This window comes from Parabacteroides sp. CT06, from assembly GCF_002257605.1.
GTDB lineage: Bacteria > Bacteroidota > Bacteroidia > Bacteroidales > Tannerellaceae > Parabacteroides > Parabacteroides distasonis.
This window is the reverse complement of record NZ_CP022754.1, coordinates 5,092,961-5,118,254: the sequence shown is the minus strand read 5'-3', so window position 1 is coordinate 5,118,254 and position 25,294 is coordinate 5,092,961. Positions and strand designations below refer to the sequence as shown.

The window sequence follows — 25,294 nt, the reverse complement described above, 5'->3', positions numbered from 1 at the left end:
ACTTTCAACTTTCAATTAATTAGTTTTGTATTTAAAAGAAACCTTAGCCAACTCCTCGTTAGCCTTCACGATTTTCTTCTTCAAATCCTCCTTATAAGCGGATAGCTTCTCCTGAAGTTGCTCGTCGCCGACGGCAAGCATCTGCACCGCAAGGATACCAGCGTTCAAAGCGCCATTGATGCCGACAGTAGCCACAGGGATTCCCGGAGGCATCTGTACGATAGCCAACAAGGCATCCATACCGTCCAGCGTAGAGTTAATAGGCACGCCGATCACGGGAACCGTCGTCATGGAAGCGATCACACCGCAAAGATGAGCGGCCATTCCGGCAGCGGCGATGATAACCTTGATTCCACGTCCTTTAGCTCCTTTGGCGAAAGCCTCCACCTCAGCGGGAGTACGGTGTGCGGATAGAGCATGCATCTCGAACGGGATCTCCATCTCATCCAAGAACTTAGCCGCCTTCTCCATAACGGGTAGATCCGAGGTACTACCCATGATAATACTTACAACAGGTGTCATTCTTATTTAGCGATTAATTTTTGATAGTCTTCAGCGGATAATAGTTCCTCCAACTCAGAAGCGTCCGTAAGAGAAATCTTGATTAACCAACCTTTACCATAAGCGTCTTCATTAACCAATTCAGGAGTGTCTTCCAATTCAGCGTTTACTTCCAAAACCTCTCCGCTAACCGGCATGAAAAGATCGGAAACAGTCTTAACAGCTTCAATCGTACCGAACACCTCTTCTTTAGCGACGGTCTCCCCCTCTGTCGTAATGTCTACATAAACGATCTCACCTAGCTCGCCTTGAGCGTAATCAGTAATACCAACATAAGCTACGTCACCTTCTACACGAATCCACTCATGGTCTTTTGTGTACTTTAAATCTGCAGGAAAATTCATAATTTTAGTGTTTTTATTAGATGAATAAATAGATATAACTCATTAATGAGGCTACAAAGGTACATATAAATCCCAGACAAAACCCCGCATATACCTGCATTGGTGTATGTCTTTTTAAAAAGATGCGCGAGGTACCTAATAAACCGGCCACGATCAACACGACTATAAAAGCCCAGTAGGGATTTATCATATGGATACGCGCCACTCCCATAATAGCGCCCAGTAACCCGCCGATACCAATAGCATGCGCGCTAATCTTCCAAGCGAAATTGACGCATAAGGCGATTACCAAGGCTACGCAAGCCCCGATCAGCATCGCCAACAACCAAAACGGCATCAGCATCTTATACAGGAAAAAGATACAGACCAAGATGGAAGTGATAAAAATCAGATAAGGAACCACTCGTTCCTTCCGGTCGGAAAGCTCTATATCGCCGGCCGCGCCATTTTTCACCAATAAGAAAATGAAAAGTCCGGGAACTATCGCTGTCGAAATAAAGGTGCCTCCGGCAATCAGCAGCTTCACAGGTAACGGGTAAATGGCGAGGAATGTAAACATCAACGCCAACACGATCCCATAGGTCACCATAAGCAACGGATGGAACACGAAGGATATTATATTCGAGAATAGCTTCATACGCTTTTATATTTCTTTTCTCAGACGAGCTACCGGAATCCCCAGTTGCTCCCTGTATTTCGCTACCGTACGCCGGGCGATGACATATCCTTTTTCTTTCAGGATCGTAGCCAACTCCTCATCGGTCAACGGTTTTCGTTTATCTTCGGCATCTACATGCTCTTTCATGATCTTTTTCACCTCACGGGTCGAGATCTCCTCGCCGGTATCGGTCTGCATAGACTCGGAGAAAAAGTATTTCAACGGATAAATACCGAAATTCGTTTGCACATATTTACTGTTACTTACCCGGGAAATAGTGGAGATATCATATCCCGCACGCTCCGCTACGTCTTTCAAGATCATGGGATGGAGGGTAGCCTCATCGCCTGTCAAGAAAAAGTCCCGTTGTAAATAGATAATCGCCTCCATGGTACGCTGCAAGGTCTCATTACGTTGCTTGATAGCGTCGATGAACCACTGGGCGGAATCCAACTTTTGTTTCACGAACTGTACGGCATCCCGCCTCTCAGCGGTTTGGTTCGCCTTATTCGCCGTATAATCCTGAAACATCTCGGCATACTCCCGGTTGATACGCATATCCGGTACCCCCCGGTTATTCATGCTCAAGATAAGCTCTCCATTATGCGCTTCCACCACGAAATCCGGGATGATCTGGCTCATCGCCACTTCCATAGAACCACCCCAACTACTTCCGGGTTTCGGATTTAACATAGTAATCTCGTGAATGACCTTCTTTAACGTTTCCTCATCGATATCGAGACCTCGTAAGATCTTATCGTAATGTTTGCGGGTGAACTCCTCGAAATATTCGGTCAAAACACGAATCGCCAAATTTGTAACCGGAGTATTCTCCTTCTTATCCAGCTGGATCAACAGACATTCTTTCAAGTCACGGGCACCTACCCCGGCAGGCTCAAAATCTTGGATGATATTCAAGATAGACTCGATCTCCTTCTCATCTACCTCTTGTCCGGCTTGGAAGATCAAATCGTCTGCTATCGCCGAAAGGTCCCGTCTCAAATAACCGTCATCATCGATATTTCCAATGATATACTCCGCTATTTTCATTTGCTTATCCGGTAAATCCCTTAACCCGAGCTGCTGTAACAGAAACTCATTCAAGGATTGGCTTACGGAGAAGGGGACATCCTCTTTCCGTTCCGCACGCTCGGTCATTTCCCGTAGCTTATAATCAGGTATATCGTCTTCCGTTAAATAATCTCCCAAAGAAAGGTCGGTCTCAGTATCAACAGAAGGGATCTCTTCTCCCCCCTCCTCGCTTTCAGTTCGTTCAAAATCATCAACAGGCTCTTTTCCTTCCTCCAAGGCTGGGTTATCTTCCAGCTCATGCTTCACACGTTCTTCCAACTCGATCGCGGGAAGCTCCAGAAGCCGTATCAACTGTATCTGCTGAGGGGATAGCTTTTGCTGTAACTTTTGTTGTAACTGTTGCTTTAACATAATCTAAATCATTGCACTGTAAGGGCAGGACAATCACCCGCCCTCTTATTTATCAACATGCAAATATAAGTTTTTAGTTTTAACAGTACAGCTATTAAACTATAATAGTTCTAAACAAGGTGCATGATGGACCCTAGCGACTTTAAAATCCTTCCTTCACGATCCGTTTTATCGGCAGGAAGAATCGTTCGATCAGGCGTAATTCTTCCGTTACGATCTCTGCGGAGGCTTGCGTCTCGGGCGAGACGGGCAGGTCGATACCGTAATTGGTTCTCAGCCCCTCTGGAAAATCGATATCCGCCGTATAGTACTCGTCGGTGGGGACCAATGAGATATTCGATACCACGCCGTTTACCACTCCAAACTCCTGATCCGGGAAATTGGAGAAACGGACGATCGCCCGCTGGCCTCTCCGGACTTTTCCCGAGCGTGCTATCGGTATGCGCACCTTCCCCACCAGCCGGCCCTCGCCTTGCGGCACGACGGTGAAAGCCACCTCTCCGGATGGGATATATTGGTTCTCATTCCAGTACTTGGTGAAAGTCACGACACCCCCTACCGGGGCGATGAGGCAATAACGCAACCTCCACTCGTTCATGCTGTTCAGCAATTGTTCCCGGGCGGTCTGTAATTCCTGCCGTAGCGTAAATTCTTTCTCGCTCCGCTCCAGCGTCAGATCCAGCAAGGATTGCTCTTGCTCCCCGATCTGTATCCGGAGATTCTCGGCCGAGGCTGACGCCCCTTCCAGCGAATAACGGCTTTGCAGCAGGGAAGCCCGTGCGGTCTCATGCTCGTAGGAGGAAATCACGGACCGGCTATACAATAATGAATCCCGGGCGTATTGCCGCCTTGTCAAGGCGAATTGCTCCGAGAGGGTCTTCCGCTGCCGTTCGGTCTCGTTATAGTAAGCCTTATACAACGCTATCTGTTTGCGGATGGAGGCCATTTTTTGCGGATAATAATCGATCTCCCTGTAATTGACGCAGGCATGGAGCGCCGACAGTAGTCCCGAGTAAGCCGCTTGCATATCACCCAGTGACAGTTCCTTATATCGCAATAATGCCTTGTCTAGGCTATCCACGTCCATCCCGGATCGTTCCAACGCCTTCTCTAGGTATATAGCATCCTCCATGCTGGCGTGGTTCTCTATGACCGCCAACCAATCCCCCTCCTTTACCGGACGATTATCCCTCACGAGCAGCTCCTGTATCTTTCCCGCCGCCCGTGTCACCACCGCCGTGGCGGGATGTTGCCCCGTCAATGTCATGTCAGCCGTGATCACGTCAGGATATTTGAAGAAACAGCTCCCCACCAGCAACGCCACTACCACGAGGAACAACAGCGTTATCCCCCACCGTACGATCCAGGCCGGGATTTGCCCCATCACCTCCTGTACCTCCTCGCTACGCAGCTCTATATCTTTCCTTTCATTTTCCATCTCTAATACTATCTTTTCCCCTCTCTGAGAGGGGGTAGGGGGTGTGTTACCCTCTTAGCTTCCCAATTCCAGCTGGTTTTTCACCAACTTATAATAAGTTCCCCGCAAGGCCGTGAGTTCCTGATGCGTCCCTTCCTCCACGATGCGTCCCTTGTCCAGCACCACGATCTTGTCCGCGTCACGTACCGTGCTTAGCCGATGCGCCACGACCACCACCGTCCGTCCTTTGTAGAAGGCGTGCAACTGCTCCATGATCTCCCGCTCGTTGTTGGCGTCCAAAGCGTTCGTGGCCTCGTCAAGGAAGATGAAGTCGGGATTCTTGTACACCGCCCGGGCGATCAGGATACGCTGTCTCTGCCCTTGGCTCACTCCGTTCCCCTCCATGCCGATCTTCGTATTATAGCCCAACGGGAGAGAATCGATGAAATCCCGGATATTCGCCACCGTCACGGCATGCAGCAGGCGTTCCTTGTCCACCACCTCTTCGCCGGGGGCGATGTTGTTGGCGATCGTATCCGAGAAGATAAAACCATCCTGCATAACCGAACCGGTCTTGCTACGCCATACGTGAGGATTCAAGTTCTTGAGGGAGGTATCGCCGATCCTCACATCCCCCTTGTTGGGGTTGTAAAAACCGAGCAGGAGTTTCACGATCGTCGTTTTTCCGCTCCCGCTGGCCCCCACGATGGCGGTCACCCTGTTATGGGGTATCGTCAGGTTGATATCCTCCAGCACGTAATCCCGGTCCGCGCCGTCATAGCTGAAGCTGAGGTTTTCCAGCCGTAGCGTCCTGTCATCGGGAAGAACATTCAGCCTTATCCCGCCTGCCTGTTCCTCGTCCTCCTTCCCGTGTATCTCGCCGAGCCGCTCCAGACTGATCTTCGCGTCCTGTAGGGATCGTGAGAAATCGATCAATTGCTCGATAGGCGAAGAGAGCTGCCCCACGATGTAGGTCACCGACATCATCATACCCAGCGTCATATCCCCTTGCACGACGGCCCGCGCCGCGATGAAGGAGATGAGTATGTTCGTGGTCTGGTTGAAAAAGACCGCCCCGAGTTGCTGATATTGTTGTAACGCCAACCCCTTGATCCCTATCTTGAAAAGTTTTACCTGTATCCGTTCCCATTTCCATCGCATCTTGGTCTCGCAATTATTGAGCTTGATCTCCTGCATTCCGGTGATGAGCTGGAATAGGTTGCTTTGCTCCCCGGCCGCTTGCGAGAAACGCTTTACGTCCAGCTCCCTCCTCCATCTCATGAAGGCGAGTACCCACGCCACGTATAAGCCGTTACCCGCCAAGAAGAGTCCCAGTATGGTCCAGTCATAGTAGGCGAGCACGAACCCGAACACGATGAAGTTGACAAAAGAGAAGAGCGTATTGATGGATGTCCCGGTCATGAAAGCCTCGACGCGGTCATGGTCTCCGATGCGCTGCATGATATCGCCCACCATCTTGGTATCGAAGAAATGCAGGGGCAGGCGCATCAGCTTGGCGAGGAAATCGGAGATCAAGGCGATATTGATCCTCGTGTTTACGTGCAGCAATATCCAGCTCCGTATGAAGTCCACGGATAGCTTGGCGATAAAGATCACCAATTGCGATATAAGGATCAAGGTTATGAAACTTAGGTTGTTGTCCCGTATTCCGGTATCCACCAGGCTCTGCGTGAGGAAAGGCAGGATGAGTTGCAGTATGCTGGCGGTCAGCATGCCCAGCACGAGCTGTGCCATCTCACGCCTGTAGGGCGATATATATCGGAAAAAGAATCCGAGGTTACGTTTCCTGTCTCTCCCCTCGTCCTCCATCCCGTAGAACTCCGGCCCCGGTTCCAGCAAGAGCGCCGTCCCGGTATCCTGCCCGTCCACCTTGGTACTGACCCAGCACCGCTTGAATTCCTCCTTAGTATAGGTGATAAGTCCCGCCGCCGGGTCCGCTATGTAGAACTTCCCTTTCCTTATCTTGTAGCAAACCACGAAATGCCATTGGTTCCAGTGCAGTATGCAGGGTAGGGGACATTCCTTTTCCAATTCCTCCACCGTGATCCGCACGCCCTGTGTTCGGAACCCGATCGCCTCCGCCGCCTCGCTGATACCGAGCATAGAGACCCCTTCCCGTGTGATGAAGGCTTTCTCCCGTAAGTTCTGGATCGAGTACACACGACCATAGAACTTGGCGATCATACGGAGGCAGCTAGGACCACAGTCCTTTGCGTCTAGTTGACGATATATAGGGAACTCTAAAATCACAAAACAAATCTATTATAAAATTCTTGCATACAAGAACTAAATATTTCAGACGTATAATATCTCTCATAGCGTAGACGAGAATTTTTAGCCATTTCTTTTCGCATAGAAGAATCTTTTAATAATATTAAAAGTTTAGATTGTAATTCATAGGTATTTAAATCTGTGTGATTCTCATATTCAATGATTGGTATATGATATCCTGAAACTCCATCCTCTATCATTTCTGATAAACCTGTAGATGTACTTGCAACAAGAGGTATCCCATACATCATCATTTCAATTGCCACATAACTACATTGTTCATGGAATGATGGTAATACACCAATATCTGCGATTTGGTATAATTTGTATAAGTCTTCTTTATTTAGTTTTCCAGTAAATGTAATCTTATTCCATGTTGGATTGCAAGAATTTAAATAGTAAGAATAAAACCCATCTCCTACAATAACTAAATGGCAATAAGGGTCAATTTGCAGTAGTTTTTTGAAAGTAAAAATTAATTCTCCCAGCCCTTTTATTTCATCTAAACGACCAACAAAAAGAATAATTTTTTCTTCTTTACTAAAAAGAAAATTCTTTTTAAGATTCAATCGTTTATCGCTATTCAATAATATAGATTCATCTTTAAGACCATTATATAAAATACAAAATTTGTTTATAGGTAAATCATATATTTTACTCAATAGATTTTGTGTACTATTTGACAAGCAAATAATCTTATCAACTTGTTCAAATACATTTTTTTCTTTTTCGCATATTTCTTTGATATTTTTTTCAAAAGGATTTTTGATACTGTCTAATTCTTTGTAAAGAATACTTTTTAAATAAGAATAATTTCCTTTTATTTTAAAGCACCAATCCATATAATGAATAGTAAAGCAACATCGTCCTTTAGAAAAAAAAGCACGAAATGTATTTAACAGATGAATGTGCTGATAATAATTGATATGTAATATGATATTCTCTTTACTATGCGAGCTAAAGTAAGGAAATATTAGATACCATATATTCTTATAATAAGTTTTTATTCTAATTTCTGGATCATTATTTTGTATCGTATCAGGTATATGATAATAATCTATATCTCCTTTGCGTTCTATATAAAAATCATTTTTTGTTGAACGACAACATATCACGCTAAGATGAATCCCTTGCTTCTGTGAAAGAATTAAACAAAGTTGCTTTATATATGTGCCAATTCCATATTGGGATGCTCTGGATTCTTCATTAACAAGAATAATCTGTATCATATGCTTGTCCTATTTTATTTTGTTTTCAACTTCCCTATAAAAACGATACAATTGTCATCATCAGTAATTTGATTATTCAACTTCTTCACTTTACTCAATACTTCTGGGAATAATTTTTGAGTGGAAGTCAGAACCTTTTCCAATTGCTCTTTTAATGCGTAAGGTTCCATGATCGCAGTGAAATAACCTCGATTGAAGGACGGATTGGTAGGCCCATCTATATTCCCTAGCATATTCCATTTCAAATTCACGAAACAACCTTTAAGGCTTTGTTTGTCTACTAGGATTTTCGGGAAACGGGGTAACTCATTATTCCAAGAGGTTTGCGTATACCAAGTGACTAGAAAGTGATTGGGCAGCTCCGTGAAATAATGGCAGATCGGCTCATGACCCGTATGCATCGTAAAAGCAGGGTGTAGCGTATTTGAGTCTATGTCATAATGATAAAGTGTGTCTTGCGAGGCTATACAATTATGAAGATAGAAGTCGGAAGCGGTGGTATTCAAAGATTCTCGTACCTCATAATCGTAAGTGCTTGGGATCAACATGAATTGGTCGGAGACCGGATATTCTTGGATGATATTGCCTTCGAAATCCTGCGTCCAGATCAATGCGGTGGGAGTTCCCTGAAAAGGTATGCACATGACGGTTACTGTTTTTTTCTCGGCATTGATGACGAACCGGCCTTTATGGGTTATATAGGCCAGAGGAATGTGTTTTTGTGGCTGCCCGTCGAAGTCAAACACTAATATCTTAGAGGCACGAATCTCCATTAGATAGATTTTATTATTACTTTCATCTAAATACTGATCATAAATAAATAGGTTATATTCATCCGGCCCTTGTCCTTGGGAGGAGATCTTTCTGATGAAATCCCCATTACGGTTATAGAGCTTACATGAAGAGCCTGCCCTAAAAGATTTCACTAAAATATAATGGTCACTCACGGCTATATGGGTATCTTGCCCTGCGGCGGTCAATGCGTCTTCCGAGTTTTCTAGGCGAATAACTTGAAAGGAAGAAAGCAAGGAGCTTAGCGATAAATTGAATGTATCCTTTACGGAAGAAAAGTCTAAACTAGTCACCGGATCTCCTTGCAGATTAATAACCTGTGCTATGACTGGGCAATTATCCAAGGTCAACTTTCTGGATACATTTGTCTCTTTATTTCCGCATGAGGAAACAACCGTTAGTAACGTGATCGATACGTAATATATGATTCTATTCATGACCTTATTGATTTAAATAACACATATTATATTCATTGGCTACTATTTCATAATTAGATATAGAAGGACATAGATACTTGTTTACGCAGTTTTTGCATGAAACATAATCTCTTGTAAAGAACCAAGGTTTAAAATAGTTTTCTATTTCAGAATAAACAATTTCAGACAATTTTTGATCTTGAATATTTCCAATCGTAGGAAAGTTTACGTTAGAATACACTTCTCCTGTAGGGAAAATGGTTAATTTGCCAAAAAGATTATCATTCAGTATTTGTTTTCTGAAAATATGCTGTTTTGTGTTTTTTTGTTCTATAATATCTTTAAAATCATTATAAATATATTCTTTGAAGAAATCCATGTTATCTCCTGTATACCAAGGTATATAATCAACATTTGTGAATTTCCCGAGGTTGTTTTTAGATAAAAAAATAACGTCATTCTTATTAGAAGCGATTAGACTCCAAGTGATATTATATTCATTAAATAAGTTTATATAACTATTTAACTCTTCATAATCTACAGGTAAATGAACCATTATCATTATTGAAAATTGCGGATTTATTAACAATTGTTTCAAATCTTCTTTGTTGTATTTTTTATATGGTAATATTATCTGTGTTTTAATACTGTACTGGCGGGAGAGTGATAACAGATAGGAAAAAAGCTCTTTTTTTTCTATTGTAGCTGGTATGATATTTATTTTATCTATTTGACAAATAGATAATTGTTCTATTATCTCTAGATATTTTGCATGTGATAATTTTTGTTTTTCTGTATATGTGGGATATAAGAATTGCTTATAGCAATCTTTATACATTGGATTTAAATCAAAACCTTGATTTTCTAAATAAAAGGTCACTTCATGGAGATGAAATAGTGCATTTTCTCCCAGTAAATTGTATTCTTTTGTCTTTGGATTATTAGGATGATGAAGAATCCGTAAAATAGGCTTAGAGATAAAAGGTGGAATACCTCTAATGTTTTTGATTATATCACCTGAAAATGTATTCCTTATCTTTTTTATGAATTCTGTAAATTGCGAATCTCTTAATTGATACTCATAAATACCTACACAATAGGTTTTATTTGTATTATGAAGAATTGATAAGACTGTATTTATTGTCTTTCCATATAGGGAACAATCAATATAAGTTGAATTTAATGTATTGTATATTACATATTGATTTTTACTGTAAAAAAGAAATGTGTAAGATTCTAAATAGAACCAATGAGTATAATTTTCCATGTTCAATCTATTAATATTTCGTTTTCTATTCTATCTAATAAATCAGGATGCTTTTCTAAAGCGTATATGTAGGTGGAAAAATATCGATTGACATCTTCATTTCCAAGATAATAAGGACATACGGTTTGACCTTCCTCATCTTTGGGTAAATAAAACACGCAGATCTCACAATTTTTCCACAACAAGCATTTTTTGCATTTATCAACTATAGGAGTATAAAGTTTCAAATACAGTTGTTTAACTTCCTTGCTATCCAAATTTATTTTACCATCTCTCACATAGCCTAGCGGATACTGTTGTCCAACCTTCTCGCAAGGTAATATTTTCCCTTGTACTGTCAAAAATATCTTTTTAGAAAAAGGTACACAGGTGCTTGTTGGAAAATATTTGATATCTTTATCTTGGAAAAATAGGTCTGGGATGGTTTTGTAAGTATTGCCAAAATACGATTGCATGAAAATATCTAATTGCACAATATGGGAATCATCTGCAATCTCCTTCAAATAGCTACTTCCACAGTTTACCGCTTGCTTTATGCTGTCTTCTTTAGAATGAAACATTCTATTAAATTCTTCTTTCTTGTCTTCAGCAATTCCATTTCTATTCAATTCAGATATATAAGGTGTTTTGTCAAAGTTAGTCTTTATGTAGCTATAAATTTGATCAACAGAGTTTTTATCGTGCAATACAGAGTTGAAATTTACATTGGAATCAAAATAATTAGGATGATTATCTTTTAATTTTTTGATATTAGCAAATACAATATCGAAAGACTCTTTCCCTTCCTTTTTTACCCGATATATATTATTCTGTTTGGATCCATCAATGCTTATCAATAAATGCACATCATTCTCGACAAGATAATTCATATATTTAGGCAATAATATCGCATTTGTCGTTAAATTATATACAAATGTTATCCCCTTTATCTTCACTGCATTTAAGTAGTTAATTATTTTTTCAATTAATATCATATTGACTAAAGGTTCTCCTCCAAAAAATCCTATGTTTATGGTATTATTGAATGATATATTACGATATGATTTCCATAGTGATATTAAATAGTCAATTAGAATTTTAACATTATTAAATTCTTGTTTGCCTCTATTGCGTTCATCTTGATTTGAATATAAGTCTCCATAACTACAGTATTTGCAAGATAAATTACATTCATCCGTTACCTCAATAAGTAATTGATTTAGGTTTGCTAACTCTGATTCTATACAAGAGGTATCATATTCAATCTCCATATTGGGGATTTTTTTCTCGAAAAAATTATTCTCTCTCAAGAAGAAATCTTTTTGTTTATAATATTCATATGCATTCTTGTCCATATCTATATCAACATATTCATTTTCAGAGGGAGACAATAATATGCTATTTATATATGAACTATAAATATATGTATATCCGGATTTTGATATAACTGGTTGTATCATAATTTATTATTTAATTAGCTTTTGATATCACTAGCATTTCGCACATATTGAAATTGGTATAATAGTTAATTGACATTCAATATCTATCTTAGTGGAAGTAAGAACTTCTTATTTCTTATTAAAGAAATAAGAAGTTCTTTAAAGTGACAGATATCCGCTATAAGATACATCTTATAACAGAAAAATCTTATCTTACTTCAGAAAAGGTTAGTAACCCCATCCATATCCACCACCCGGAGAATAAAGATCTCCTGAATGATTTGCGCTAGCATTAGCTGAGCCGCCTCCACCTCCGCAAATGCAGCATCCACCGCCTTTGAGTTTTTTTAGCTCTTTTTTTTCTAACTCATTTTTGCTGAGTTGAGAAAGTTTCAATTTACGTACTTGTTTCATAACGATAAATTTAAATTGTTTATAAATATGAAATTAGCCAGAATAGACTGGTGTTTCTTCTAATATCCATCTAAGTCCATATCCTGAACTTCCTTGATGTAGACCAAATTCCCATGAATGGATATCCTCATTTTTGGGAAATGATCCTATAATTTGCAATATAGCTTGTTTTTTATCCAATATTATCTTATTATTACAAATAAGATTCCATTCTAATAAAAATAGATCATCGAAATTTGTATGAATTGCTGTTATATCTGCGTTGTTAATTCGTATATTTATATAACTAGATATTCCCATTAGTCCTGTCTCCAAACTAAGATCTTTTATTCTTCGTAAATCCCGCTCCATGACTTTTTTATCGATTTCTGTAAGGATTTCATTGGAATCCCCTTCCATGAACCCATTTTGAATTAGATATTCGATTCCCCAGCCGATTCCACATAATCCAGTCTCCAGATTTATAGGCAATGTCTCTGGAATATTCTCGCAGATTTCTTCGAGCAGTTCCCCTGCAAAGTCATCATATATAGCTGAGTCTGTATATCTTGCGTAGTGCGCAAAGAATAGCACAACTCCCATCTTTCCATGGAATAAACCAATATCCTCTATGTCGATTGAATGCAAAATCAGATGATTCGCTATTCTTCGTAATAATATGTCTTTTTCTGTATTCATCTTACCAACACTCAATTTTAGTATTTAAATCTTTTGCAAAGCCTAGCAATAATTCTTTTTGATAAGTTTTGCTTGATGTCAAACAAACAACCTTACTTGGGTTTAAGATTCGTAAAATCGTCTCAAACGTATTTGCGTATAAGAACAGTCTAGGAAAATTTTGTTCAATGCTATCATTCTCAAATACCTTTTGTTCGGAAAATTCAACTTGTACAGCTGTAACTGTTTCCGGTAGTTCTGTATCATCTGGAATCTCATATTCAGATAATAATAGAATTGGAATCTCTTCTTTTTGTAAAAAAGTCGATATATGAGCCAATTCTTCCTTGTCCACTAGGTAAACCAAGCAACATCTTTTATATGGAGATAAAAGCTTTGTCCAAAGATGATTATCTATATTAAAGTTATTTGTGGTATTCCTTTTCTTTTCTATCCATTCAAAATGATTCAAGAAATTAGAGATGTTGTGAATAGATTCCTCGATAGATTTTCCGGCGATACGGGAACGTATATAATCCATTTGTTCTTTCGAAATGAAAGACAGTATATATACGAACAATGCGTTTTTTATGGAATGGTTGCCAAGCATGAGTCTTAGGGTATCCCGGACCTCATATTCTTGAATAGCTGTTCTTATATATTCTTGTATGATTGTATCAAACTCGATTTTGTATTTTCCCAAATCCAGCGAACTCATCTTTTCTTGAGACTCCTCTTGTCTCCAATTTTCCAATGTGCGCCAAGGAATTGAATGACGTTGCGCAGAATAGAAATAAGAAAACATGGATTCAAAGCGTGAACGTATGAATAAATTTTTCCTTCTTTTCAGCTTTGAATAATTACATTTCTTGAATTTCTCTACAGGAATGAACCGATCCTCCGCTTTTTCATACCAATATTGATAAGTTTCAGTGTGCTTTTGAAGACATGGACGTAAATGAAACCATATCAGACCACCATCAAATAGCTTTTTATTGTGAAACATTACTTCCAGAACTTGATTGTAGCCGGGAGCTTTTGGCAAATAACAAGCTTGGTAGGTCATTTCTTCAGAGACCTCGAAAAAGAAAAGATCTCGCACTCCGTTGAATGGGCATAGAATGTCCCGGTAGGTTGTGTCTATCTTTTCGTCTCCTAAAAAAGTAAGCCATTCTCCGTTTTTTTGTAACACATTGATACCAGAGAGGGATACCAATATTTTATCTTGCTTGATTCTTTTTTTCAAATAGGAAAAATAGAAAGGAACCATCTTTATCGCTAACCAGTCTTGCCATTTTCTTTTTGGACTTTTGTCCTTTTTAAAATTATGCAGGTAAGATGTATATAGCTTATAAGCAATTTGTTCCAAAGGGTTGATCCGGACTTTTTGCTCGGTGCGGTAGGCATCACAATATTTTTTGAATGATTCGGAAAAAAATAGCTGATCTGAATCTATCTTGATCGCATAGCGATATGTTACTTTTGAAATCGCATAATTCGTGTATCCGGAAAGGAGATGAATTGAATCCTTCGGCAGATTCATGGTCTCTTGGAATTGTTCATCCGTTAAATCTATAGGATAGATATAGGGTTGGTATTCAAAGATTTTGATCTTGTAGGGGTATTTGCTCTGTTTTCTTTTAAGTATATTAGCTGTCTCATCTGTACAATTGTGATATACCGCAATCAGCTCATCTAATCCTTCAATACAGGACTCTATGCAAGCGTCTAGGAAATCCGCGCTGTTTTGGCAGCGCAATATACCCGTTACCCCTAAAGGGCGTTCTTTTGTCAATTGTGATAAATCGACAGTGTATTCGGTATAGTCCTGTTGCTTAGAGCTCATGGTAATTAAATTATTGATTCATTTCTAATTGATTTTGAGAAAAACAAGTTTCCCAAATTTTTTTCTGTATATAGCTCTCTTTATAAGGACTATATGGCAAATCTCTTTGTGCATCTTCTCCTATGTACTCTTTTCTAAACATTAAATATGTATGATAATCTTTTAGTGTATCGTCATTCAAAATTTCTGTTTCTTGTATCTTTATATCTATATCCGATAATACATCTTTGATCTCACCGGTAATAAAACGTTCTCTTAATAGATAGGTGATTCCCCATCCAATGCCACATAATCCATCTGACAAATCAAGAGATAAATCATCCGGAAGCTCCATTATAGATTCTAATATCTCGTCCGCGAATTGTTCATATAAAGCATCTCCACTATAACGACTGTATTCATAAAATAGGATAGTCATGCCTAGCTTACCGTTATACAATCCGGTATGCTCTAGAGCCTCTGTTTTCAGTACCCCGTAACGGAGTAGGTCTTTTAGTATGCCTTTGTATTGAATGAATAACTCTTTCATATCGTTCATTAATTGTAAAATGAAAAATTCGTACCCCAGCTACCAAAAAAATAATGAGAACAATATGCTTCCTTTATTTTTTCATGGAATGAGGCGGTCTCTCCCTGATAGATATATGAACCCATGTCATCTTTCGTCACAGGCGTTACTTTTGAATAAGGGAAAAGAGTAACCTTGTATCTTTTCTTCAAGGTATTAAATATCCGTGATATCATCAATGGGCCTGTTGTATGCATCACCTTTTGTGCTGGATAGTCCCGTAACATTGCATCAGTAATTTCTTTTAAAATGTCTATCCATCCTCCGCATCTTGGCTCAGAAACCATAAATGCATTTCCTATTAGGGTGGACATACTTGAGTTGAAATTATGCTCCGGGGGCTCTTCGCCAAATCCTATCATCACGTCTTCTAATAATGGCTCGATAGGCTTAAAACATTCCGTATCCAAATCCGTATAGACTCCCCCATATACATATAATATCATATAGCGAATCGTGTCCCAACGTTGTACATTGTATGGAAAACTTCTATACATGGAAAGATACTCCGGAAAATGTTTTTCTACCAACTCATCCATTTCCTCTCCGTTCCAAAGGTGATATTCCCAATCTGGATTCTGCTCTCGCCAAGTTCTTGCCAAGATTTGTAAGCGGGTGGGCATACATGGTTCTGTACGCCCCTCCCAGACTTGATGTATGATTTTAGGGATTGCCATACGGTTTATTGATTTTCAAATTCACCCACTAGCCATCCTAACTTATGGGTCAGGATAACTTGATATGTCCCTGTTCGCATCCCGTTCACTGGAATGTCGATTATATCGCCCATCGCACCGGAAAATGTATTCTCATATATTATATTACTATTCTCATCCGTAATATGAATTGTCAGGTTATCCAGAGCATCCTTGAACTCTATGCTCAGTATATTGTTATCTATGGACAATGTGGGTGGCAACGCCGTGATGGAACGATAATCCTCATCATCCCATCTTCCTTGTGTAGGAATGTCATCCCCGTACGCCAATGAAATGGAGAAAAAAGAACCTAAAAAGATACAGAAGGTCAACAAATTTGTTTTCATGCTCTAATATTGTTTAATTACTGGTTGTATTTTAATCGTTTACGAAATATCAGTAAAAAAACAATAAGCGAATGAACAAAAATGAACAATGCGAAAAAATATTTTTTCGCATTGTTCATTTTTGTTCGTTTTTATTAATTTTAAATCCTGCATAAATTATTATATATCAGATATATATTTATCAAAATCCTTCGCTGCTCCTTCCTTCTTGGTGAGCTTCTCATACAATCTTTTTCGATAAACGGATACGTTTCCCTTACCCAGCAAGATTTCGATCGCCCCGGGTTTTACTCCTATTTTACTTAGATAACAGATTTTCCTCTCCGATTCGTTTAAGGAGGTGGATTTTTGCAAGGTGGTCACCATCTTTGGGTAAAGTTTGTCCACCGAGATGAAAAGTTTATGCCAATCCGTATCCGTGGGTTCCCAGCCAGCGGGGGAACGGAATTTATCATATAGGCGTTCGTTTTGCAGTCGCTCTGATTCCTCTATTTTTTTCCGCTCTTCTTCTCTTGCTTGTTCCCGTTTCTTTAAGTTTGAGTTCTCACTCCGAAGGGTGAGCAAATTTTTCTCTAATTCATCTTTGGTATGAGACAATTTCTCTAATTGCATGATTTTTTGCCTAATCTCCTCGTTTGTCCGCTTTAGTTGCTCATCTTTTTCCTTGGAAAGTTGTCGCTCTGTCGTTTTGTAAATTTGGATTTCGTTCTGTAGGCTATCCTTTACGTCAGATATATTTTTCAGGGTCTGCTCATTTCTTTGAATTTGTTCCTCATTGGCTTTTAACCGTTGTAACAGGTTTTTTCGTTCTCGCCTGTAATGGATGAAACGCAGTAGGGCTACTGTTAATAAAAACAGGCAAGCCGTTATGAGTAAAGAATAAAAGGACTTCTGTTTAGAGGCGTAAAGCCGTGCCTCCCATAAATCCTGTTCGATTTCGTTATATGAATAGAACGCTTGTACGTTCCGGATGGATTCAGCATTCTTTCCTTGCTCTATAGAATCTTTTAATAATTCGTATTGCTTAGATAATAACGCCGCTTGTTCCCATTGCCCTTTCTCCAAGGCTATTTCTTTCAAATGGAAAAGTCCTCCGGCACGTGTCTCGGGTAAAGGTGCAGAATTTATACAGGCTTGTAAGTAAAAGCGAGCCGAGTCGATTTGACCGCTTTTCTTATAAAGTTCCCCAAGCACTAGATATACGGGATATTTGGCTTGTGGTTTTGCTACGTTTTGTAAAGATGTCCGCAATAATCCATGTGCTTCCTCCATGCGTTGTCTGTCTATATAGAGACCTGCTAATTCCGTATAAACCGAAGGAATAATTCTCTTCCTCATTAAAGCGATCGCTTTTTGGTTGCAAATAATGGAGCTGTCTTGAAGGCCCAGCATCAAGAAGGTACGCCCTAAGTCCCGCAATGCGAACACCTGTCCTGTACTGTCATTTATTAGATGAAAATTCTCCACCGCTTTTTTCTGGAAAGGCAATGCCTTCTCATAAACCTTCTGGTAGGCATAGAGCATACCTATATGATTATGGATCCTACCAAGCAAGGCATGATCCTCTATCTTTTCCTCATCCCGAAGAGCTTTGAGGTAATATTCCTGCGCTTTTAGCGGGTGCCCCAAGTCTTGATTGATTCTTCCTTTATAATACCAAGCTTTCGCTTTTCTTCCCAAGTCGTCTGTTTTCTCGTAATAATCTGCGGCGATCGAGATCAGGGAGTCGGTGGTATGCGTAACGTACGTCTTGTCTTCCGCTTCCGTCAGCAGCAAAGAATAATGTGCCTTATCTTTTCGGGATAGGTTTTCTTTGTTCTCTATTTGTTCAAGGAGCATTAACGCGCTATCCGGATGTTGAGGCATAAGGTTCTCTACTTTCCGGAAGTCTATGGTTTGATGCCCCATCCCATCGCAAGAGATCCATATAATAGGTATTAGAATTAACAGGAAAACAATGTTTTTCTTCATTTGCGTGTTATTTGTTGAGGGTAAAAATAATACAAAAAGACGAGAATATCTTGGCTGGAAATCCCGACTTTTTGGATCTATTTTTATTACCATTAAAACATATTGAATAACAGACGGTTACACTAGAAGCAAGTCATCCGTTTATGGCTTGACAAGTGAATAACTAACGGCTTGTCAAGTGAATAACTAACGAGTAGGGGTAGCCGTCAGTTAACGGCTTGGGAAGTGATCAGTTATTCACTTGAGAAGCCTTTTCCCAGAGAAGATATACTTACTTTGCCGATGAAGTATATCTTCTCCGGGCATAGAATATATACTGCGTTGGCCAAGTAAGTATATATGGATAAAAATAGGACTTTTTCACTCTACCAGCCACCTCTCGATATTCCGGGTCTCGGAGGAGAAATTCGCGCCGATCTTTAAGACCTCCCGGTCGTCTCCGGCGAAGGGTAGGGCATAACCTTTCTCCTCGATCTGCCGCAGAGCCTCCTCTGCGGTTCCGTTCAGCTTGAACTCCATAATATAGACGTAGCGGTCGGTTTGTAGGACGAGGTCGATGCGTCCATTCGAGGTGTGGTATTCCACTTGCGTGTACAGTCCGACCAGCTTGAAGACGATGAAGAGCACGTTGCGGTAATGCAGCTCCGTGTCCCGTTCCGGGTTCCGGCCAATAATCGCCTCGTAAGAGGTATCGGCGAAGAAGCTTTGTAGGCGGTGGAAGAAGGCGTCGTAGTCTCCTGCCCGTACCTCTCTCACAAAGCGGCCTATCTCGAAAGGAGACTTCGAGGCTTGAATGTTCGTATAGAACGGCAGTAAGTATTTCATGAAACCCTCCTCTACCTCTTGGTTGGGGAAACCTAAGCGATAGATCTTGAATTCCGGCTCGTAATCCTTGATCGTGAGGTATCCGCTTTGGTAGATGACGGGGATGGGATTGTTCGAAGCGGAGTCGATGCTGTTCAACACGTCGGCGTCGGTCTCGGTGTTGGCCATGTCGTACAGGTCGTAATTCGTTCGTTTCAGCAACTCCACCAAGTAAGTGGGCGTGCCCGTCTCGAACCAATAATCGCTGAGCCGCATATACTTGAAGGTATTCAGCAGGCTGAAAGGGTTATAAATGCCCGGTCCCCCGGCCACGAAATGATAGCCGTCGTACCGTTTCCGTAGCAAGGATCGGGCCTCCTCGTATGTCCGCTCAAGGGCAGAGGCCAACGTATGGATGTCCTCATCGAAATGCGTACGCAGCTCCGTTTCCGTGATGCCGCAAATGGCGGCGTAAGGCTCCCGCATGGATATATCGTCCAGATTGTTGAGGTCGCTGAAGACGCTTACCTTCCCGAACTTGGTCACGCCGGTCAGTAGGGCGAAGCGTATAGCCCTGTCCATAGTCTTCAACACACCGTAGAAGGGTTTGAGCATGTTCCGGAACCGGTTTTGCATCTCTTCGTCGTGCAAGTTCTGTAGCAAGGGCTTGTCGTACTCGTCGATCAGGATCACGGCCCGCTGTCCGGTTTTGCGGTAGGCCCGGTCGATGATTCCGGCGAAGCGGAGGGGCAGGGTCTCCTCGGTAGGCCGTGTCCCATACTCCTCCTCATATCTGGACAAGGTATCATTTAATATCTTATACAAGCTGTCAGGGGCGTCGTAGTGGGAGATATTCAAGTCGAAATGCAAGATCGGATACTTGGTCCACTCTTTCTCCAGCTTCTCCATGGCCAGTCCCTCGAACAGCTCCTTTTTCCCTTGGAAATAGGCCTCCAGCGTGGATAGCAGCAGACTCTTCCCGAATCGACGCGGGCGGCTGAGGAAATAGTAGCTTCCTGTTTTCACCAATTGATAGATCAAGGCGGTCTTATCAATGTAGAGATAGCCGTCCTTGCGGATCTTCTCAAAGTTCTGTATGCCGATGGGGTAAATAGTCTGGTTCATATCGTCTTGTGTTTAATGTGACTCATAGACAAAGATATGAAAAAAACACGTACATGTTTTCAAAAAAAGACGTACATGTTTTCGGAAAAACACGTACGTCTTTTTTTAAAGGCTTTATAGAGTCTGATTCTACCTAGTACTTGAAGCTCCCTCCCCCCAAGAATTCACGGAGCAAGGAAGTTCCGGGAAGTTCCTCCGTAGGGATGTAATTAAAGTAGCGGAGGAAACGGAGCAAACGATACGCCTCCGCGTTCGCCTTACTACTCTCCGGCACTTGTGCGAGGATCGGTTCCGCAAATTTGCGCAAAGCGGCCAACTCATACAACATGGCGCTATTAAACATAGCGTCCGCGTTCTCTTGATACGGGAAGATCCATTTATCCTCCCCCCGGCGAACACTCGGCCAACGGTTGATCGTATCTTCCGCCGAATATCCCCTGAAGCGGTAATCCCGGATAATACGGCGCAGCAGGCGATTGTCCGTCGTAGGTATCCAGTTGTGATTATCTAAAGAAATAGAGGTCAAGACCGAGACATACACTCGATACTTATATTTATCATCGATAAATTCCGTCAGTTCCGGATTCAAGGCATGAATACCTTCTATCACCAAAATCGAGTTCTCACGAAGCTTGAGCTTCTTCCCTTTGAAAACCCGTTGGCCGGTCTCAAAATTGAAACTAGGCAGCTCGATCTCTTCCCCGGATAACAACTTCTTCAAATCCTTATTAAAATAAGGTAAATCCAGCGCATACAAAGATTCAAAATCATACTCGCCATGCTCATCTTTCGGTGTATCTTCCCGATTCAAGAAATAATCATCCAAGGAAATTCCTACCGGATGAAGCAGATTAGTCGTCAATTGTACTTGCAAACGCTTGCAAAACGTAGTCTTTCCCGAAGAAGAAGGGCCGGAGATCAAGACGATACGAATACCCTCTTTATATCCATCAGCGATCTTTTCGGCGATCTTGGCAACCTGTTTTTCCTGCATCGCCTCAGAGACAAGGATTATATCCTGCGAGCGGCCTTTCTCTATCGCTAAATTCAAATCCCCCACATTATCTAAGCCGACAGTCCGCTGCAATGTAAGGTGTTCCTTATAAGCCTCGAACATCTTATCCTGCTTGATGACAGGCTGCAATTCCATCGGATCGGTCTGCTTCGGGATACGGAGCAAAACGCCATCCATATACGGTTCCAAGTCAAACAATTGGATATAGCCAGTCGAAGGGGTTAAACAGCCATAAAAGAAGTTGATATAACCTTCCAACTCATAATAAGAGGTATAAGGCAATCCCGCCGTCTCTATTAAGCGAGCCTTATCATTCATACCCCGCTCCCTGAACAATACGGCGGCATCCACCGTACGGACACTCTTATGGAGGAAAGGAAGATCCGCGTCAATCAACTCCCACATACGTTTCTTGATCCTCTCGATCGTCTCCAGATCGATGTTCTTGCCGTTATGGATCACGCAATAGTAACCTTTCGATACCGGATGTTCCAGATTTAAGGTCGCCGTCGGCCAAATATCATACACCGCCTTGGAAAATATATGGCAAAGCGAGCGGACATAGGTTCTCAATCCGGATAATTGAGTATAGTCGATAAATTCGATATCCTTCGGTTGCCAGCAACGGAAGTTCAAGCTTTCCGTCTTATTATTCACTTGCGCGTTCATCGGCCTGTACCGAAGCGGAGCGCCAACCGCCGTATAAATGTCCAACAACGAAGAACCAATGGGTACATCCTTGTAGGTATTATTATTTTTGCAGTAAATTGTTATTGTCTCAGACATACTATCTCAGTTATTATTTGTAAATTCGCCCCCTAAAGTTAGGAATATTAATCGGATATACAATCCACTTAAACGTAATTTAAATGGACTATTCTTTTTTTGATTTTCTCCGACTGATCGGCTCCTTGGCGCTGTTCTTGTACGGAATGAAGATCATGAGTGAAGGGTTACAAAAATTTGCGGGTGACAGTTTACGTCGAATACTAACCGCGATGACCACAAACAGAGTGACCGGTGTGCTCACCGGCGTGTTAATAACGGCTCTCATCCAATCCTCATCGGCTACGACGGTTATGGTCGTGAGTTTCGTGAATGCCGGACTCTTGACATTGACCCAATCCATCGGAGTCATTATGGGTGCCAACATCGGAACCACGGTAACGGCATGGCTTATCTCCGCCCTCGGTTTCAAGGTCGATATCGCCGCATTTGCCCTTCCCCTTTTAGCTTTCGCTCTCCCACTCTTCTTCTCAGGAAAAAGCTCTCGTAAATCAATTGGTGAATTTGTTTTTGGTTTCGCGTTCCTGTTCATGGGCCTTCAAAGTTTAAAGGCAAACGCCCCGGACCTCGGAGCGAATCCGGAAATGCTGGCTTTCGTGCAGAATTATACGGATATGGGATTTTTCTCCATCATCTTGTTCTTATTTATCGGAGCGATCTTAACCATGATCGTACAAGCCTCCGCTGCCACGATGGCTATTACATTGATTATGTGCGCCAACGGCTGGATCGATTATCATTTGGGAGTCGCTTTGGTATTAGGCGAGAATATCGGAACCACGATTACGGCCAACTTAGCCGCGTTAACCGGAAACACACAAGCACGACGAGCCGCGTTAGCGCACCTTGTTTTCAACGTTTTCGGTGTCATGTGGGTTTTGGTGCTCTTCTACCCTTTCACGAATGCCGTCTCATGGTTTGTTACCCATGTAATGAAGGTCAGTGATCCGGCTGTAGCGGTATCCTTTAAACTGGCAGCGTTCCACACTGCATTCAATATCAGTAATACTTTCATTATGATCTGGTTCGTAAGCTTGATCGAAAAGACCGTATGTACGCTTATCAAGCCCAAGGTGGAAGACGAGGAATACCGCCTTCGCTATATCACGGGAGGTATGTTATCCACCGCCGAGCTTTCCATCCTACAAGCTCATAAAGAAATCTCATTATTCGCCGAGCGTACGGCTAGGATGTTTAATATGGTGAAAGAATTATTCTACGAGAAGAATGAGGAGACCTTCCTCAAGACTTATAGCCGCATCGAGAAATACGAGAATATCAGCGACCGCATGGAGATCGAGATCGCGAATTACTTGACCGAGGTATCGGAAGGCCGTTTGAGTTCTGAAAGTAAGGAAGAAATCCGTATCATGCTACGTGCCGTCTCGGAAATCGAGAGTATAGCGGACTCTTGTAATAACCTTGCCCGAAGTATCAAACGCAGAAACGAGTTCAAATCCGAATTCACGGAGGAGCAAAACAAGCATCTGGATCATATGTTCGAGCTGGTATCCGGAGCCTTAGATCGCATGAACGTAATTTTGCATAAGCCGGAACTCGTACATGATGATATCAATCCTTCTTATAATATAGAGAACGAGATCAACAACTATCGTAACCAGTTAAAGAGCCGGAATATCGAAGATATCAACAATAAGCTGTACCAATATCAAGATGGCGTTTATTACATGGACATGGTTAGTGAAAGCGAAAAGCTGGGCGATTATGTATTAAATGTTGTTCAAGCGGTTATCGAGAAGAAAATATAGCGTATATTTGTCATCAACAATATCAACAGCCCTTTTCCGTTATTGAGAAAAGGGCTGTTTTAATATAATCCACTATGAATTACAAGTATTATACGATCGTTATCCTTAGCCTTTTGGCATTCTCCGCTTGCGAGAAAGAAGATATTGACATTCCGGCAACCGGCAACGAAGTGAATCAATGGATCGAGCAAACGATGCGAGAGAATTATCTTTGGTATTCCGAGTTCCCGGATAAAAGCTCCTTGGACTTTAGCCTTGATCCGGAGAGCTTCTTCAAGGGCCTGTTGTCCGATAAAGACGGGAAAGATCTTTCTGAAGGTCATCATTACTTTTCCCAATTAGAGAAAGCGACCGTAACAAAGAGTATTTATGACGCGAGCAACTCCTATGGATTCGATTTCGCTACATCCAACCTTAAAGACGGAGGCAGCACCTATAAAATAGCCATTGTCCTTTATGTATTAAAGGATTCACCCGCCGAAGAGGCCGGGTTGAAACGGGGAGATTGGATACTTGGCGTAAACGGTTCTTGGGGTACTATCCAAGACTATGATATATTGAGGAGCGGAGGCAGCGTATCCCTCCAACTAGGAGAAGTCCAAGGAAATGGCAAAGGAATAGTCCCGACACGAACAGTCACCTTGAACGCATCCCGAACGGTAGAAGACACCCCATTCCTAAAAGATTCCGTATACACATATGGCAATAAGCGAATCGGCTATTTGATGTACAACCATTTCGCCTCCGGACCGGACGAGTATGATTATAGCGACACGAGTTATAATCTCTATTTGCAACAACTCTTCGAAAAATTCAAAAGCCGTAATATCAATGAGTTCGTACTCGATTTACGTTACAATGGGGGTGGACTTATCAATTGCGCCCAATTACTGGCTTCGCTATTAGTCCGTGAAAGCGTTTTAGGAGAACCTTTATGTATCATGGAGTATAACGATAAAAACTCCAATAAAAATGAGACCTTGCCTTTACTTAAAACGACCGAGGTCATGGCAGGAAATTTAAACCTACAACGGCTATTTGTTTTGACAGGTTCCACCACGGCTTCCGCCTCCGAACTTATCATTAACTCGCTACGATCTTATCTAGACGTTCGGGTTATCGGTAAACAGACTTTTGGCAAAACCGTCGGCATGACGATCTACAATGAATCTAAAAAATATGGCTGGATACTTTCTCCCGTCACTTTCCATATTTATAATAAGGATCGGGAAGCTGATTATGAAGACGGATTTCATCCCGATGTAGCTATTGATGAATTCAAGAGTGATCTAGCTGAATTCGGAGATTTGAATGATCCTTTATTAGGACAAGCTATTTACGAGATAACCGGCCAGTCACCGCTCTTACGATCCGCTACCCCGAGGGGCAACCGGGAAATCCAATATAATCCCCCGCTGTCCTATAAGGATAACTTATTACTGATTCCAAAAGACTAA

21 protein-coding genes are annotated in these 25,294 nt (G+C 41.6%); 2 read left to right on the top strand and 19 right to left on the bottom strand.

The features are described from left to right. Positions 1-15 precede the first annotated feature (15 nt). The 19 genes from purE to CI960_RS22035 form a co-directional block, all read right to left on the bottom strand. Positions 16-522 carry a 5-(carboxyamino)imidazole ribonucleotide mutase gene (purE, locus tag CI960_RS22125; RefSeq protein WP_005860041.1) on the bottom strand — a complete coding sequence of 169 codons (507 nt, stop codon included), beginning with the start codon at positions 520-522 and terminating at the stop codon, positions 16-18. A gap of 2 nt (positions 523-524) precedes the next feature. Then, a complete protein-coding gene (gene gcvH, locus CI960_RS22120; protein WP_005860043.1) occupies positions 525-905 on the bottom strand; it encodes a glycine cleavage system protein GcvH in 381 nt (126 codons plus the stop codon). Positions 906-921: 16 nt separating this feature from the next. Further along, complete coding sequence (locus CI960_RS22115; RefSeq protein ID WP_005860045.1) at positions 922-1,542, bottom strand: phosphatase PAP2 family protein; 621 nt, start codon at positions 1,540-1,542, stop codon at positions 922-924. Positions 1,543-1,548: 6 nt separating this feature from the next. After that, on the bottom strand, positions 1,549-3,006 hold the full coding sequence (rpoN, locus tag CI960_RS22110) for an RNA polymerase factor sigma-54 (RefSeq protein ID WP_005860047.1): 1,458 nt from the start codon (positions 3,004-3,006) through the stop codon (positions 1,549-1,551). A gap of 142 nt (positions 3,007-3,148) precedes the next feature. Next, positions 3,149-4,444 (bottom strand): HlyD family secretion protein, encoded by a 1,296-nt coding sequence (locus CI960_RS22105; protein ID WP_005860049.1) that lies wholly within the window; start codon positions 4,442-4,444, stop codon positions 3,149-3,151. A gap of 54 nt (positions 4,445-4,498) precedes the next feature. Beyond that, on the bottom strand, positions 4,499-6,628 hold the full coding sequence (locus CI960_RS22100) for a peptidase domain-containing ABC transporter (protein WP_240144335.1): 2,130 nt from the start codon (positions 6,626-6,628) through the stop codon (positions 4,499-4,501). A gap of 62 nt (positions 6,629-6,690) precedes the next feature. Continuing rightward, a complete protein-coding gene (locus CI960_RS22095) occupies positions 6,691-7,944 on the bottom strand; it encodes a TIGR04157 family glycosyltransferase (RefSeq protein WP_005860058.1) in 1,254 nt (417 codons plus the stop codon). Positions 7,945-7,958: 14 nt separating this feature from the next. Further along, complete coding sequence (locus tag CI960_RS22090; RefSeq protein WP_005860060.1) at positions 7,959-9,173, bottom strand: 6-bladed beta-propeller; 1,215 nt, start codon at positions 9,171-9,173, stop codon at positions 7,959-7,961. A gap of 4 nt (positions 9,174-9,177) precedes the next feature. Continuing rightward, complete coding sequence (locus tag CI960_RS22085) at positions 9,178-10,419, bottom strand: TIGR04150 pseudo-rSAM protein (RefSeq protein ID WP_005860062.1); 1,242 nt, start codon at positions 10,417-10,419, stop codon at positions 9,178-9,180. A gap of 2 nt (positions 10,420-10,421) precedes the next feature. Beyond that, the gene (locus tag CI960_RS22080; protein WP_009016696.1) at positions 10,422-11,858 is read right to left on the bottom strand and encodes a radical SAM peptide maturase; all 1,437 of its coding nucleotides are present in this window, start codon (positions 11,856-11,858) and stop codon (positions 10,422-10,424) included. 207 nt (positions 11,859-12,065) lie between these two features. Then, the gene (locus CI960_RS22075) at positions 12,066-12,251 is read right to left on the bottom strand and encodes a TIGR04149 family rSAM-modified RiPP (protein WP_005860066.1); all 186 of its coding nucleotides are present in this window, start codon (positions 12,249-12,251) and stop codon (positions 12,066-12,068) included. A 33-nt stretch (positions 12,252-12,284) separates the two neighbouring features. Beyond that, the gene (locus CI960_RS22070) at positions 12,285-12,929 is read right to left on the bottom strand and encodes a lanthionine synthetase LanC family protein (RefSeq protein ID WP_005860068.1); all 645 of its coding nucleotides are present in this window, start codon (positions 12,927-12,929) and stop codon (positions 12,285-12,287) included. A gap of 1 nt (position 12,930) precedes the next feature. Then, the gene (locus CI960_RS22065) at positions 12,931-14,754 is read right to left on the bottom strand and encodes a hypothetical protein (RefSeq protein WP_005860070.1); all 1,824 of its coding nucleotides are present in this window, start codon (positions 14,752-14,754) and stop codon (positions 12,931-12,933) included. A gap of 10 nt (positions 14,755-14,764) precedes the next feature. Beyond that, entirely contained in the window at positions 14,765-15,283 is a 519-nt protein-coding gene (locus CI960_RS22060) for a hypothetical protein (RefSeq protein WP_227211346.1), read from the bottom strand. A gap of 8 nt (positions 15,284-15,291) precedes the next feature. After that, entirely contained in the window at positions 15,292-15,999 is a 708-nt protein-coding gene (locus CI960_RS22055; protein WP_005860074.1) for a glycosyltransferase family 32 protein, read from the bottom strand. Between the two features lie 5 nt (positions 16,000-16,004). Continuing rightward, entirely contained in the window at positions 16,005-16,367 is a 363-nt protein-coding gene (locus CI960_RS22050) for a DUF3244 domain-containing protein (RefSeq protein WP_005860076.1), read from the bottom strand. A gap of 159 nt (positions 16,368-16,526) precedes the next feature. Next, positions 16,527-18,338, bottom strand: a complete 1,812-nt coding sequence (locus CI960_RS22045; RefSeq protein ID WP_005860079.1) for a tetratricopeptide repeat protein — start codon at positions 18,336-18,338, stop codon at positions 16,527-16,529. Positions 18,339-18,698: 360 nt separating this feature from the next. Continuing rightward, positions 18,699-20,267: an ATP-binding protein gene (locus tag CI960_RS22040; protein WP_094582590.1), complete on the bottom strand. Its 1,569-nt coding sequence runs from the start codon at positions 20,265-20,267 to the stop codon at positions 18,699-18,701. A gap of 133 nt (positions 20,268-20,400) precedes the next feature. Next, positions 20,401-22,068, bottom strand: coding sequence for a nucleoside kinase (locus CI960_RS22035; RefSeq protein WP_094582588.1), 1,668 nt, complete (start codon positions 22,066-22,068; stop codon positions 20,401-20,403). 83 nt (positions 22,069-22,151) lie between these two features. On the opposite strand from CI960_RS22035, the gene CI960_RS22030 reads away from it, so the two are divergent. Further along, entirely contained in the window at positions 22,152-23,837 is a 1,686-nt protein-coding gene (locus tag CI960_RS22030; protein WP_094582586.1) for a Na/Pi cotransporter family protein, read from the top strand. A gap of 74 nt (positions 23,838-23,911) precedes the next feature. Beyond that, positions 23,912-25,294, top strand: a complete 1,383-nt coding sequence (locus tag CI960_RS22025) for a S41 family peptidase (protein ID WP_094582584.1) — start codon at positions 23,912-23,914, stop codon at positions 25,292-25,294.